The following is a 14,382-nucleotide window of genomic DNA, read 5'->3' on the forward strand; positions in this document are numbered from 1 at the left end:
CCGGCGTCCGGGAGTAGGTCACGTACCGCCTCGATCGGTCCGTCCGCGGGTCGATCGCCATGAAGCAGAAGGCGCGGCCCTTCACCGTTCTCCTTGTCATCTGTGAGGTCTCAAGACGATGCACACCATGCCTTCGACGAACGAAAGCGACCGGCGAACCGTCGGCGCCATGAACCGGATCGCCACCGTGGCGCAGCTCGAAACGATCGTCGGACGCCCCCCGGCGCTCGTGATGATGAAGGAGCTCGCGGAGCTGGACGACGCCTGCCGGCACATGCTCGCCATCGCGCCGCTCGCGGGCTTCGGCCACCACGACGACGACGGGCGGCTGCGGACGACGGTGGTCGGGGGAGAGCCCGGCTTCGCCAAGGTCGAATCGCCGACGCGGATCGCCTTCGCCACCGAGGTGGCCGCGTCGGGCCCGGTCTCCTTCGTCTTCCTGCTGCCCGGCGTCGGCGAGACGCTCCGGCTGAACGGCTCGGTCGCCGAGCGATCCCCTGGCCGGCTCGTGGTCGAGGTCTGCCAGGCCTATGTCCACTGCGCACGGGCGATCATGCGGTCCCGGCTGTGGGACCCGGTCGTGCCGACGGCGGGAACGGACGCCGGCGGCACGACCGGGCCGTTGTCCGGCGCGGGCGTCGCCGGCTTCCTGGCGGCCTCGCCGTTCCTGGTGGTGTCCTCCTGGGACGGTGAAGGCGGCGACACGAGCCCGCGCGGTGACACGCCCGGCTTCGTCCGGGTGATCGACGGGCACACGCTGGCCATCCCGGACCGGCTCGGCAACAAGCGCGCGGACACCTCGCACAACCTGCTGGCCGACGACCGGATCTCCGCGGCGATGCTCGTTCCTGGCCGTACCGGCGTGCTGCACGTGAGCGGTACCGCATTGATCACGGACGACGCGGACTTGCTGGCGGACATGGCGCTGGGCGGCGTCGTCCCGCAGTCCGCCCTCGTCGTCACCGTGGAGCGGGCCGAAGTGCGGCACAACCAGGCCGTCGCCGCCGCCAACATCTGGGACCGTGCCAACCACGTCGACGCGGCCACGCTCGCCGAGCTGATGGCGTCGACGACCCGGCAACTCGGCGTGAAGATGCCGCTGCTGCGCCGGCCGGCCAGGTTGCTGGCCGCGTTCTCCAAGCCGATCCGGCGGATCCTGGACGCCACCTACCGCCGCGCGCTCGAGAAGGAAGGCTACGGCGCCGCGACCGACTCCCGCCCCGGGCGGCCGGTGCGGGTGATCGACGTGATCCAGGAGACGCCCGACACGGTCACCCTGGTGCTGTCCGGGGCCGACACCGGGTTCGCGCCCGGCCAGTTCTACACGCTCATCACGGAGATCGACGGGCGCACCGTCCGGCGCGCCTACTCGGCCACCTCCGTCCCCGGCACGGATCGGCTCGCGCTGACCGTCAAACGGGACGGCCTCTGCTCCACCTATCTCCACGACCACGCCCGCGCCGGCACCGAGCTGCGCGTCCTCGGGCCGTCCGGCGGCTTCCGCGTGACCGACCCCTCGGCGGCCGGCGCGGACTACGTCCTGATCGGCGCGGGCAGTGGCATCACCCCGCTCATGAGCATCGTCCGTACGGTGCTCGCCGCCTCGCCCGACGCCACGATCACCCTGCTGTACGGCAACCGCACCGAGGCCGACATCATCTTCGCCGGCGAGCTCGCGGCGCTCCAGGAGGCTCATCCCGGCCGGCTCACGGTCCACCATGTGCTGTCGCGGCCCGGCCCGGGCTGGACCGGCAGCACCGGCCGGATCGGCCCCGGCCACCTGACGTACTCACCTCGCGCCCGCTACTACATCTGCGGACCGGCGGCCATGCTGACCAGCGTCCGCGACGGTCTCACCGGTCTCGGTGTCGCGTGGGACCGGCTGCACGACGAGCGTTTCACCAGCGTGCCCACGGCGGCTCCCGAGCTGACCGCGAAGACGATGACAGTCGAGAACGTCGGTGACGTGGTGGTCGCCGGCGGCCGGACCATGCTCGACGCGGGCCTCGCCGCAGGCGTACCGATGCCCTATTCGTGCACCGTCGGCAGCTGCGGCGAATGCCGGATCCAGCTGCTCCGTGGCGAGGTGCGCGGCACCGTCGAGGACGGCGGCGTCCTCACCTGCGTCTCCTATCCGCTGACCGACACCGCCGTCGCGATCGGGCCGGCCGAGCCACAGGCTGACGACCCGCTTCTTCGAGCAGGCGGGCGCAGAAATATGACATAGGGTGTCGGCTTTTCGGTCGAGCATGGTTCGTCGGTGGGCATGACCGCGCCCACGGATGGATAAGGACCTCACATGTACGAAACGTCAGTAGAGCTCAAGGAGCTTCAGGCCCTCCTCGACGCCTCCCTCTCCCGCTCGAACGAACACCTCCGCTCGATCATCAGCACTGAGCGCACCCTGACCGCGGAGCTGCTCACCCAGCTCCTCACCGGCATGCGCACCCTCGCCCTGTCCACCGTGACGGCGCAGGGCGAGCCGCGGATCAGCGGCGTGGACGGGCACTTCCTGCACGGAAAGTGGCACTTCGGCACCGCGCGCGGCGCCGCCAAGGCCCGCCATCTCGCCGCCCGGCCCGCCGCCAGCGCCGCGCACCTGCGCGGGGAGGACCTGGGCGTGTTCACGCACGGCACGGTGGAGATCCTCAACCCTCAGGGTGGCGAACCGGCTGCGGACTGGCCGGACCTGCTCGCGTACTTCCAGGACTTCTACGGCGACGACCTCTTCGACTGGGACAAAGACGTGGTCTACTACCGGCTGCATCCGCACTGGATGACCGCCTACGCCCCCGATCTCGCCAAGCTCACCGCGGCGCCCCCGTCCTGACCTCCCGTGCCGGCCAGGGGATCGTCGTGGAGCCGCGTACGATGACCGCATGAAGATCGTCGTTCTGGACGACTACCAGCGGGTGGCCCGTGACCTTGCGCCCTTCGACTCCCTGCCCGGCGTCGAGGTCGAGGTGCTGCACGAGCACATCGCCGGCCTGGACGAGCTGGCGGCCGCGCTGCGCGGCGCGGAGGTCGTCGTCGCGATGCGCGAGCGGACGCCCTTCCGGGCCGGGACCTTCGACCGGCTGCCGGATCTGCGCCTGCTGGTGACCACGGGCATGGCCAACGCGGCCATCGACCTGAGGGCGGCCGCGGCGCACGGCGTCACGGTCACCGGCACGACCATGTCCGGCTCGGCCAAGAGCTCCAACACCACCGAGCTGACCTGGGCGCTGATCCTGGCCTGCCTGCGGCACGTGGTGAGCGAGGACCGGGCGCTGCGCGACGGCCGCTGGCAGACCACCGTCGGCACCGACCTGGCCGGCAGCACCCTGGGCGTGCTCGGGCTGGGCCGGCTGGGCGCGCAGGTGGCGCGGATCGGCCAGGCCTTCGACATGCGGGTGCTCGCGTGGAGCCAGAACCTGACGCCCGACCGGGCGGCCGAGGCCGGCGCGACCTGGGTGCCCAAGGACGAGCTGTTCGCCACCGCCGATGTCCTCACCGTCCACCTCAAGCTCAGCGACCGGACGACCGGCCTGGTCGGCGCGGCCGAACTGGCCGCCATGAAACCCACCGCGATCCTGGTCAACACCTCGCGCGGGCCGATCGTGGACGAGAACGCGCTGGTCACCGCACTGACCACCGGCACGATCGCCGGGGCCGGGCTGGACGTCTACGACACCGAGCCGCTGCCCGCCGGCCACCCGCTGCGGGACGCGCCCAACACCGTGCTGCTGCCGCACCTCGGGTACGTCACCGAGCGGGCGTACCGCTCGATGTACGAGCAGATCGTCGAGAACATCGCGGCCTGGCAGACCGGGTCCCCGCTTCGGGTGCTGACAGCCTGAGCACGCTGGAGGCACGGGAGAGGATCGGGTGGTGCACGGGAACGAGGAGACGCGGCTGCGGGTGAGCCTGCTCGGCGGCCTTCAGGTGCGCCGCGGTGAGACCGTGGTGGCCGTACCCGGGGCCCGGCTCCGTGGCCTGATCGCGCGGCTCGCGCTGGCCGGCGGCCGGCCGGTCGAACCGGGCGTCCTGGTCGACGCGCTGTGGCCGCAGGAGCTCCCGGCCGACCCGGCGAACGCGCTGCAGTCGCTGGTCTCGCGGCTGCGCCGGCTGCTCGGCGAGGCCGGCGCGGTCACGCAGTCCGAGGGCGGCTACCGCCTCGGCGTCACGGCGGACGACGTCGACGCGCTGCGGTTCGAGCGGCTGGCCGCGCACGGCCGTGACCGGCTCCGGGCCGGCGATCCCCGAGCCGCGGCCGATCTGCTGAGCGAGGCGGTCGCGCTCAGCGGCGAGCCGTCGGCGATCGCCGCGGTCGCCCCGGCGGTCGCGACGCGGCTGGCCCGCGCCGCGGTCGAGGCGGGCGCGGATCTGGCCGAGGCGGAGCTGGCCCTGGGCCGCGCCGACGACGCCGCCACCCGGCTGACCGCCCTGCTCGCCGAGCACCCGGTGGACGAGCGGGTGGCCGCGCTGCAGATGGACGCGCTGGCCGCCCAGGGCCGCCAGGCCGACGCCCTCGACCTGTACGAGCGGGTGCGCGAGGCCCTCGCCGACCGGCTCGGCGCCGACCCCGGCGCCGCCCTGCGCGAGCGCCACCTGCGCCTGCTGCAGTCACCGGCTCCCGCTGCCGAGGCGCGGCACGGGGCGCAGGTGCGGTACGGGATGGAGGTGCGGCACGGGGTAGAGGCACGGCATGGGGCGGAGGCACGGCATGGGGCGGAGGTGCGGGGGGCTGCGCCCGCGAGCAATCTGCCCGCCGCCCTGACCAGCTTCATCGGGCGCGACGACGACCTCGCCAGGATCGACACGCTGCTCGCCCACGGCCGCCTCGTCACGGTGGTCGGGCCGGGCGGGGCCGGCAAGACCCGGCTCGCGGTCGAGGCGGGCCGCCGCCACCGCCACGCGTACCGCGACGGCACCTGGCTGGTCGACCTGGCCGCGGTCACCGAGCCGGCCAAGGCCGGCGCGGCGATGCTGGCCGCCATCGGGCTGCGCGGCGCCGCGCTCTTCGAGACCTCCGGCCGGCCCCGAGCCGAGGGCAGCGAGCTGGACGTGCTCGCCGACCAGCTCGACGGCCGGGAGAGCCTGCTCGTGGTGGACAACTGCGAGCACCTGATCGACGCCGTCGCGCACCTGGTCGCGGCGCTGCTGCCGCGCTGCGCCGGGCTGCGGGTGCTGGCGACCAGCCGCGAGCCGCTCGCGATCGACGGCGAGGCGCTGGTCCCGCTCGGCCCGCTGGCGCTGCCGGACCCCGGTGACGACCTGGAGGACATCCGCCGCAGCGCGTCGGTGCGCCTGTTCACCGAACGGGCCGCGGCGGTGCGCCCCGGCTTCGACGTCGACGAGCGGACGCGCGCCGACGTGGTCCGGCTGGTGCGCGGCCTGGACGGCCTGCCGCTGGCGCTGGAGCTGGCCGCGGCCCGGCTGCGGACCCTGTCGCTGGCCGAGCTCGCCGCCGGGCTGTCCGACCGGTTCCGGCTGCTCACCACGGGCAGCCGGGCCGCGTCGCCGCGGCATCGCACGCTGCGCGCGGTCATCGCCTGGAGCTGGGATCTGCTCGGCGAGAACGAGCGTACGGTGGCCGAGCGGGTCTCGGTGCTGCCCGGTGGCGTGACGCCGGAGTCGGCCGCCGCGGTCTGCGCCGGCACCGCGGTGCTCCCGGGCGAGGTCCCCGAGCTGCTCGCCGCCCTGACCGACAAGTCGCTGCTGCACCTGGCGCCCGACGCGGGCCGCTACCGGATGCTGGAGACCCTGCGCGAGTACGGGATCGAGCGGCTCGCCGACCAGGGCGTGCTCGACGCCGTCCGGGATCTCGCTGCCCGCTACCTGGCCGGCCTGGTCGCCCGCGAGGAGCCGCTGCTGCGCGGCCCCGATCAGCTCGCCGCGCTGCGGGTGATGCGCTCCGAGTACGACAACGCGGTCGCCGCCCTGCGCCACCTGTGCGACACGGGCAACGCCACCGCGGCCGTCACGCTCGCCATGGATTTGTCGTGGTACTGGCAGATAGTCGGCCGGCCCGCCGACACGGCGTACTGGCAGGGGCGGGCGCTGGCGCTACCCGCCGAGGGGCACACGCTGGACCGCGACATCGCCCAGGCGGTGCTCCTGCTGAGCAGCATCAACGCCCGCTCCCCGCTGGCCATGGAGGGCCTGCACGAGCACGAATCCGCGCTGCGAGCCCTGGCCGATCGCCTGCTCGCCCACCCGTCGCTGCCCGGATTCGCCGGCGTCCTGGCCGCGATCACGCTCCACTTCCTGCGGGAGCACGAGGCGTCGCTCGCCTTGGTCCAGCGTCTCGTCGACGGCCCCGACGTCTGGCTGTCCGGGCTGGCCCACCTGTTCCGGGCCTCGTTCGCCGAGAACGAGGGCGACCTCGACCAGGTGCGCGCCGACGTGGCCGCCGCGCTCGACGCTTTCGGCAGGGCCGGCGACCGCTGGGGCCTGGCCGCCGCGCTCCCGACGCGCGCGCTGCTGCGGCAGTACGACGGGGACCTCGACGGGGCGTTGGCGGATCTGCGCGAGGCCCGGGCACAGGCGCGGGAGTTCGGCGCGCTGAGCCTGGCCGACGAGATCTTCCTTGACACCCGCTGGATCGACCTCTACCTGCGGCGGGGCGAGGACGCCCAGGCGAGGGCGATGCTGGAGGCGGTCCGCGAGCGGGTGGAGCGATCGGCGTCTCCGGAGCTGATCGTCCTCGTCACCGTTCTCGAGGCCGGCACGTGGTTGCGGCTCGGCGACCCGGACCGCGCGCAGGCCCGCATCGAGGTGGCCGAGGCGGAGCTGGCCGGCGAGTCCCCGATCGGCGGCGACCACCGCCAGGTGATCGCCGGCTCGGTGCGGGCCCAGCTGTGCCTGCGGCGGGGCGACGCCGCGGGCGCCGAGGCGGCGCTGGCCCGGGCGTACACGGCGGCCCTGGAGAGCGGGGATCTGCCGATCATGGCGATGGTCGCGGTGACCGAGGCCGAGCTGGCCCGGCTGCGGGGACGGCACCGGGACGCGGCCCTGCTGCTCGGCGCGGCGGCCCGGCTGCGCGGCGCCCACGACCTCAGCGACCGGCAGATCCAGGCGCTGGCCGCCCGTGGCCGCACGGCGCTGGGCGAGGACGTCTTCGCCGCGGCGTACCAGGAGGGCTGGCAGTTGGACGGGAAGACGGCCTCGCTTCGGGTCGATCCGGCGCGCCTGCGCCGTGAGCCGGACGGCCCGGTGCGGGCGTAAGCCCTATCGCCGGAACAGCTCCAGAGCCCTATCCCCGGAAGAGCTCCAGATCGAAGGCGTCGGCGATCGCCTTGTTGCCGGCGTCGTTCGGATGGATGCCGTCGCCGGAGTCGAACGCGGTGCGCAGCCTCGTCGGCTCGGCCGGGTCACGGGTGGCCACGTCCAGATCGACCACCGCGTCGAACTCGCCGCTGCCGCGGATCCAGCGGTTCACGTCCTGACGCATGCGCTCGCCCTCCTCCGTGAAGACGAACGTGCCGCCGAACTGCGTCAGGGTGCAGCCGATGATCCGCAGGCCGTGCAGATGCGCGCGGCCGATCAGCATGCGGTAGCCGGCGATGATGTCCGCCGCCGTCGCCCGCTCGCTGTCCGGCATGCCCGGCATGGAGCCGAAGGCGATGTCGTTGCCTCCCTCGGCCAGCACTACCCAGCGCACGCCGGGCCGGGCCAGCACGTCGCGGTCGAAGCGCGCCAGGGCGCTGGCGCCGAAGCCGTCGGTCTCGCGCAGCACGCGGTTGCCGGCGATCCCCATGTTGATCACCGCGCGCGGCGGCAGGTCCTGCCGCTCGGCCAGCCGGCGCGCCAGCGAGGAGGGCCACGGGGTGTCCGCGTCGGGCGTGGTGGCGGCGCCGTCGGTGATGGAGTCGCCGAGGGCGACGATGGTGGCGGCCGTGGGCTGCGCCAGCACGTCGATGCCGGCGAGCCACAGGTAGGACGCGAACCCGGTGGCGTCCCGCAGGCTCTGGGTGGCGGTCTGGTCGCCCGGTGCGAGCCACGCCGTGCGCAGTCCCAGCTGGTGCGTCGTGGGAGTGATCTTCTCGTCGGGGATGTACAGCGAGACGACCAGGTCGGTCTGCGCGGGCACGTCGTACTCGATGGGGTCGCTGTGGATCTGCGCGCCGGTCGGCAACACCACCGCGTCGCGCCCGCCGAAGGTCAGGGTGCGCGTGCTGCCCGCGCGGATCGCCGCGCCGCTGTCGAGCCGCGCGATCCGCGCGGCCTCGATGCGCACCGGCGCGTGGCCGAAGGAGTTCGACAGCGCGACCCGCACAGCCGTGCCGCCCAGGGTGGTGCGCGCCACCATGCGCACGGTCTGCGCGCTGACCGTCGTCGGCGCGGCCGCCGCTTCGACCGGCTCGGGCGTGGCATCCGGTGCCGGCAGAGTGTCGTCCGGCAGAGCGTCGTCCGGCAGTTCCGGCCCTCCACCGGGCTCGGCAGCCGGCGCCAGTTGCTGTGCCGTGCCCCAGGTGGCGATCCAGGCGCCCTGACCCGCAGGGCTTGTCCCCGTGCTTTCGTTCATGAAGAAAACCTCCCGTAAGCGAAACCGATCCAGCTCTTGTGGTCCTGGCGCGGATCAGAACCAGCGCGCGAGCGCCTCGTCGAGTGAGGTGGACGACGCGTCCGTCCATGCGATGCAGCCGTCGGGGCGCAGCAGCGTCGACGGGCCTTCCTTGGTGCGGGCGTGGCGCACGTCGGGCGGGAGCGACCGTTCCGAAGGCGAGACGAACAGGCCGCCGCCCTTCTCCGTCAGCGCGTAGAGCCGCTCTTCGCCGCCGTCGGCGAGGGTGAGGAGCCGGTCCGGCGCGAGCGTGCCGACGAGTGGGTCGTCGTCGCCGAGGTCGTAACGGATGCCGGCCCCCGAGAGCATCTCGCCGATGAGGCGGTTGCCTTCGGGCAGCTTGATCAGGTCGCTCACGATGGCGCGGAGCGCGGTGGTGAGCGGGTCGGGTCGTACCAGCGCTACCTGCGCGCGGGTGTTCTCCAGGACGCGCGCACCGACGGGATGGCGTTCGGCGGTGTAGGAGTCGAGGAGATGATCGCGGCCCCGCACCGCCGCGGCGAGCTTCCACCCGAGGTTGGCGGCGTCGACGAGGCCGAGGTTCAGCCCTTGACCGCCGAAGGGGGAGTGGACGTGCGCGGCGTCGCCGGCGAGAAGGACACGGCCCATGCGGTAGGTCGTCGCCTGCCGCGCGTGATCGGTCCAGCGCGTCGCCTTCGCCATTGAGAGGATCTTGACGTCGGTGCCGCTCACGCGCTGGATCGACGCCTCGACCTCGGCCTGCGTGACCGGCGCGGCCCGATCCGGCGGCGGGCCGTCGAACTCCGCCGTGAAGACGCGCCCCGGGATCGACGTGATGAGGCCGCGTGGCGTTCGCTGCCAGCCCATCGCGAGCTTCGCGGGCGCGTCGAACTCGACGAGAGCCTGATAGCCGGTGATGGTGGGATCCGTGCCGGGAAACTCGAAGCCGGCGAGCTTGCGGACGGAGCTGCGGCCACCGTCGCAGCCGATGAGATACCTCGCGCTCAACGGGCCCGCGCTCGTCCGCACGCGCACGCCGTCGTCGTCCTGCTCGAAACCTTCCACCTCGACGCCGCGCCGGATCTCGATCCCGAGCTCGCTCGCGCGCTCGGCCAGGATCCTCTCCAGCGCCTCCTGCGGCACCATACGGCTGTGGCGCTCCGGGGCGCGCTGAAGGTCCTGGTCGATCACGAACAACGCGGAGAAGTGGCCTCCCGGCTTCTTCACCGGTCCGGCTCCGGCACGCGCCGCCTTGGCCATCGGCAGCGTCACCTGTTGCTCGTCGAGCGCACGCGCGAACCCGCGTCGTTCCAGCGCCTCGGCGCCCGCCGCGCCGACGGCGGCGGCCTTGATCCCGTCGTCGGGCTCCACGAGTCGCTCCAGTACGAGCGGCCTCACGCCCGCGGTCTCGAGCTCGATCGCCAGGAAAAGCCCGACCGGGCCGGCGCCGACGATGACGACGTCGTGCACTACAAGATCGCTCATGTCTCCGTCCTTCCGTCTCGGATCGGAGCCGTGGGGGCTCCGTCCTCGACCTGGAGACTGCCGCGGCCCGCTGGCACCGCCCGCACATGCCGCTGGTACGGCCCTGTCAACGGCCGTCAGGGTCCGGTGCGAGGGACGTGGCCGAGGCTCAGCGGGTCAGGACCGGGAGGACGCCCGAGGTGTGAAGGTGCTCGCGGGCGGCGGCGATGGCGTCCGGGGTCGTGTGGAAGACGTGCCCGGCCTCGTCGAGGCGGGCGATGACGCCCAGCGCGTGCAGGGGCCGGTGGTGGCCGTCGCGGATGCCCGAGACGTAGACAGTGATGCCACGGCGCTGCAGGCGTTCGATGGCGTCGCCGAGGACGAGGGCGCCGCTGGCGTCGATGGTGGTGATGCGGGACATGCGCAGGATCACCACGGAGACGGCGGCCACCTCCGACAGCTCCAGCAGGAAGCGGTGGGCGGCGGCGAAGAACAGCGGCCCGTCCAGGCGGTAGGCGACGATGTGCTCGGCCAGCAGGGCGAGCTCCTGCTCGGTGTGGTCCCCGGACAGGTCCTCGTGCTGGATGGGCATCTCGTCGATCCGGACGTCGCGGGCGATGGCGCGCAGGGCCAGCCCGCCGGCCACGAGCAGGCCGAGCAGGACGGCCTGGACCAGGTCCAGCGCCAGGGTGGCGATCGCGGTCAGCACCAGCACGATGGCGTCACCCCGGGTGGAGCGGACCATGGCCTTGACCGAGCCGACCTCCACCATGCGCACCGAGGTGGCCAGCAGGACGCCGGCCAGCGCGGCCAGCGGGATCGCGGCGACCAGGCCGGCCGCGGCGTAGATGATCGCGGCCAGGATGCCGGCGTGCGCCAGCGAGGCCAGCCGGGAGGTGGCGCCCGAGCGGACGTTCACCGCGGTGCGGGCGATCGCCCCGGTGGCGGGGACGCCGCCGAACATGGGGGAGACGAGGTTGGCCAGGCCCTGCCCGAACAGCTCCCGGTCCGGGTCGTGCCGGTGGTTGACGCTCATACCGTCGGCGACGGACGCCGACAGCAGCGACTCCAGCGCGGCCAGGGCGGCGACCGCGACCGCGGGTCCGGCCAGCGACGACAGCACGGCCGGGTCGAAGAAGCCGAGGGAGGGGGCGGGCAGCCCGGCGGGCAGCTGCCCGATGGTGGCCACCGGCAGGTCGGCCACCGCGACGGCGACGGTGACGGCGGCCACGGCCAGCAGCGAGAAGGGCAGGGTGGGCCGCCAGCGCGCGCCCAGCAGCATGATCGCGGCCACGCCCAGCGCGATGCCGATGGACCACCACTGCGGATGTGCCAGGAAGTCCAGCAGGGCCTGCCCGGCGACGACGATCACCTTGTCGCCTTCGGGGATGGGGACGCCGAGCGCGGTGGGGATCTGCTGCAGGCCGATCACGCAGGCGATGCCGATGGTGAAGCCCTCCACCACCGGGGCAGGCACCAGCGCCATGTACTTACCGGCGCGGGCCAGCGCGAGCGCCATCAGCAGGAGGCCGGCCAGCACGCCGACCATGAGGACACCGGAGGCGCCGTGCTGGTGCATGATCGGCACCAGCACCACGGTCATCGCGCCGGTCGGGCCGGACACCTGCAGGCCGGATCCGCCGAACACGGCCGCGAGCGCGCCCGCGACCACCGCGGTGGCCAGGCCCGCTTCGGCGCCCATGCCGGAGGAGATGCCGAAGCCGAGCGCCAGGGGCAGGGCGACGATGGCCACGGTGAGGCCGGCGAGCAGGTCACGGCGCGGGCGGCGGCCCATGGCGACCAGGTCGGCGCGCAGGGGCAGGACGGAACGCACTCGGGTCCACCCCGAGGAGAGCACGCGGTTCACCGAGACTCTCGCTCCGCGCCGAGGAGCTCGGTCAGCAGCTCGTTCTGACCGGTGAGCATCTGGGTCAGCAGGGTGCGAGCGGCTTTCAGCAGCTCGGCCACGTCTCCGCCGGCCAGGGAGTAGACCACGGTGGAGCCGTCGCGGTGCGCGCTGACCATGCCGGAGCGGCGCAGCACGGCCAGATGCTGGGACAGGCCCGTCGGCTCGACCTCGATGGCGGCCAGCAGCTCGCGCACCGGCATGGGCTTGTCCTGCAGCAGCTCCAGCACGCGGATCCGGACAGGGTGGCCGAGGAGCCTGAACAGCTCGGCCTTGGCTTCGTACAGGGGGACGGACATCAGGCGCTCGCCTCGTCGTCCGGGTCGATCCGCACACCGTTGTCACGCGCCAGCCGGACCAGGTCCTCCCATTCGCCTTCGGCGATGAGCAGTCCTTCGACGTCGTCGTTCTGGCGAGCCACCTCCAGCGCCGTGCGCGCCTGACGCACTCGTTCTCTGATCGCGACAGCGAAGGGCCCGCTCACATCACACCCCAAAGGCTCGATTACTGACTATCTTACCTCAGGAATTGCGCAGTTTCGCAATTCAGCTTGTCAGGCGGGCGGCCCGGCCGTGGAGGTAACGCTGCCGGGGCAGACTGGTCGTGCGCTCGGCGGCCGCCTCGTAGGCCGCCCGCGCCGCCGCCCGGTCCCCGGCCATCTCCAGCAGGTGCGCGCGGACCGCGTACACCCGGTGGTCGCCGGCCAGCCGCTCGTCGGCGGCGAGCCCGGCCAGCAGGTCGAGCCCGGTCGCCGCGCCCCGCGCCATGGTCACCGCCACCACGTGGTTCAGCCGCACCACGGGGTTGTCCACGACCCGCATCAGCACCTCGTACAGCGCCACGATCTGCGGCCAGTCGGTCTCCGGCGCGCTCGGCGCCTCGTCGTGGACCGCGGCGATGGCCGCCTGGAGCTGGTAGGGGCCGACCTCCCGCCGGGGGAGCGCGGCGGAGACCAGGGCCACGCCCTCGGCGATCAGGGCGGCGTCCCACAGGCCGCGGTCCTGCTCGGCCATCGGGATCAGCTCGCCGCCCGGCCCGGTGCGCGCAGGCCGGCGGGCGTCGGTCAGCAGCATGAGCGCGAGCAGCCCCGCCACCTCCCCGTCGCCCGGCATCAGCCGGTGGACCGTGCGGGCCAGCCGGATCGCCTCCGCCGACAGCTCCGCGCGCTCCAGCCGCGGGCCCGAGGTGCTGGCGTACCCCTCGTTGAAGATCAGGTAGAGCACGTGCAGCGCCGCGTCGAGCCGCTGCGCGCGCTCGGCGGCCGGTGGCATGGCGAACGGCAGCCCGCTGTCCTTGATCCGCTGCTTGGCCCGGCTGATGCGCCGGGTCATGGTCGCCTCGGGGACCAGGAACGCGCGGGCGATCTCCGCGGTGGCCAGGCCACCCACCGCGCGCAGCGTGAGCGCGATCTGCGCAGCCGGCGACAGCGAGGGATGGCAGCACATGAACAGCAGCACGAGCGTGTCGTCGGCCGCCACCGGCGGCCGGTCGGCGGGGGGCGCCGACCGGTCGCCGGGCAGCCGCCACCCGGCGACGGCGTCCTCACGGCGGCGGCGCGCCTGCTCGGCGCGGAGCAGATCCGTCAGCCTCCGCGAGGCGACGGTGATCAGCCAGCTTCGCGGACTGTCCGGCACGCCTTCTCGTGGCCACTGTACGGAGGCCGCCAGGAGCGCCTCCTGCACCGCGTCCTCGGCGGTGTCGAAGTGCCCGTAGCGCCGCACCAGCGCGCCGAGGACCTGCGGCGCCGCCTCGCGCAGCAGGCCCTCCACTCCGTCAGCGGCCACGGCGGCGGGTCAGGCGTCCAGGTGGTCGTCGAACGAGTCGACGATCGGCCGGATGTCCACGTACCACTCGTTCTGCAGGACCGTGCCCTGCGGGTGCGGGGTGTCGGCCAGGCGCGCGGCGATCTCGGTGGCCCGGTCGAAGCTCTCGCACTCGACGATCGTGTACCCGGCCAGGACCTCCTGCGTCTCGGCGTACGGGCCGTCGGTCACGACGGGGACCCCATCCTTCAGGCGCACCCGCCTGGCGTGCACCGGAGCGGTGAGCCCCTGGGCGTCGACGAACTCCCCGGACTCGACCAGGTCGCCGTTCCACTCCGCCATGAACGTGTGCAGCGCCTCCAGGTCCTCGCCCGTCCAGGTGGGGCCCTCGCCGGGCTTGCCGGACAGCAGGTCGTAGTCCTGCTGCGAGCCGTACAGCATGATCATGTACTTCATCGTTCTCTCCTTCTCCGCCGGCGGCCCCTTCAGGTGCCGCTCGCCAGAGACGTCGGAGCCGGCCGCTCTTCCCGGACACCCGTCCCGGAAACGCACCTACGATGTCGGTCCTGATGGTTCAGGGCAAGAGCCGGAGCGGCTGTCAGCGTTGACTGGGCAGCCAACGAATCACCGTATGCTGTGTCCAGATAGTTATGGGTTGGGCTTTTAGGTTCGTCTCTGGTGAGCATCTCCTGTGCACTGTCCGTTTACGGATGACGGACGACCAGCGCTCGGCGCTGTCA

11 protein-coding genes are annotated in these 14,382 nt (G+C 73.2%); 4 read left to right on the top strand and 7 right to left on the bottom strand.

The window, feature by feature from the left end:
• Nucleotides 1-127: 127 nt before the first annotated feature.
• The 4 genes from OHA68_RS36435 (at nucleotide 128) to OHA68_RS36450 (ending at nucleotide 7,209) form a co-directional block, all read left to right on the top strand.
• Nucleotides 128-2,227 carry a 2Fe-2S iron-sulfur cluster-binding protein gene (locus OHA68_RS36435; RefSeq protein WP_327104300.1) on the top strand — a complete coding sequence of 700 codons (2,100 nt, stop codon included), beginning with the start codon at nucleotides 128-130 and terminating at the stop codon, nucleotides 2,225-2,227.
• Nucleotides 2,228-2,299: 72 nt separating this feature from the next.
• Nucleotides 2,300-2,830 carry a pyridoxamine 5'-phosphate oxidase family protein gene (locus OHA68_RS36440; RefSeq protein ID WP_327104301.1) on the top strand — a complete coding sequence of 177 codons (531 nt, stop codon included), beginning with the start codon at nucleotides 2,300-2,302 and terminating at the stop codon, nucleotides 2,828-2,830.
• Nucleotides 2,831-2,879: 49 nt separating this feature from the next.
• Nucleotides 2,880-3,839 (top strand): D-2-hydroxyacid dehydrogenase family protein, encoded by a 960-nt coding sequence (locus OHA68_RS36445; protein ID WP_327104302.1) that lies wholly within the window; start codon nucleotides 2,880-2,882, stop codon nucleotides 3,837-3,839.
• Nucleotides 3,840-3,870: 31 nt separating this feature from the next.
• A complete protein-coding gene (locus OHA68_RS36450; protein WP_327104303.1) occupies nucleotides 3,871-7,209 on the top strand; it encodes an AfsR/SARP family transcriptional regulator in 3,339 nt (1,112 codons plus the stop codon).
• 28 nt (nucleotides 7,210-7,237) lie between these two features.
• Here OHA68_RS36450 and OHA68_RS36455 read toward each other — a convergent pair whose 3' ends face one another.
• The 7 genes from OHA68_RS36455 to OHA68_RS36485 all read right to left on the bottom strand — a co-directional run bounded on the left by OHA68_RS36455 (nucleotide 7,238) and on the right by OHA68_RS36485 (nucleotide 14,098).
• Nucleotides 7,238-8,509, bottom strand: a complete 1,272-nt coding sequence (locus OHA68_RS36455; protein WP_327104304.1) for an SGNH/GDSL hydrolase family protein — start codon at nucleotides 8,507-8,509, stop codon at nucleotides 7,238-7,240.
• A 54-nt stretch (nucleotides 8,510-8,563) separates the two neighbouring features.
• Complete coding sequence (locus OHA68_RS36460) at nucleotides 8,564-9,994, bottom strand: FAD-dependent monooxygenase (protein WP_327104305.1); 1,431 nt, start codon at nucleotides 9,992-9,994, stop codon at nucleotides 8,564-8,566.
• A gap of 148 nt (nucleotides 9,995-10,142) precedes the next feature.
• Nucleotides 10,143-11,768 carry a SulP family inorganic anion transporter gene (locus tag OHA68_RS36465; RefSeq protein WP_327109605.1) on the bottom strand — a complete coding sequence of 542 codons (1,626 nt, stop codon included), beginning with the start codon at nucleotides 11,766-11,768 and terminating at the stop codon, nucleotides 10,143-10,145.
• Nucleotides 11,769-11,836: 68 nt separating this feature from the next.
• On the bottom strand, nucleotides 11,837-12,178 hold the full coding sequence (locus OHA68_RS36470) for an ArsR/SmtB family transcription factor (protein ID WP_189144649.1): 342 nt from the start codon (nucleotides 12,176-12,178) through the stop codon (nucleotides 11,837-11,839).
• A complete protein-coding gene (locus OHA68_RS36475; protein WP_327104306.1) occupies nucleotides 12,178-12,363 on the bottom strand; it encodes a hypothetical protein in 186 nt (61 codons plus the stop codon). The genes OHA68_RS36470 and OHA68_RS36475 overlap by 1 nt, the downstream gene beginning before the upstream one ends.
• Nucleotides 12,364-12,424: 61 nt before the next feature.
• Complete coding sequence (locus OHA68_RS36480; protein ID WP_327104307.1) at nucleotides 12,425-13,663, bottom strand: RNA polymerase sigma factor; 1,239 nt, start codon at nucleotides 13,661-13,663, stop codon at nucleotides 12,425-12,427.
• Between the two features lie 9 nt (nucleotides 13,664-13,672).
• Complete coding sequence (locus OHA68_RS36485) at nucleotides 13,673-14,098, bottom strand: YciI family protein (protein ID WP_327104308.1); 426 nt, start codon at nucleotides 14,096-14,098, stop codon at nucleotides 13,673-13,675.
• Nucleotides 14,099-14,382: the final 284 nt, after the last annotated feature.

Source organism: Nonomuraea glycinis, assembly GCF_035920485.1.
Taxonomy (GTDB): domain Bacteria; phylum Actinomycetota; class Actinomycetes; order Streptosporangiales; family Streptosporangiaceae; genus Nonomuraea; species Nonomuraea glycinis.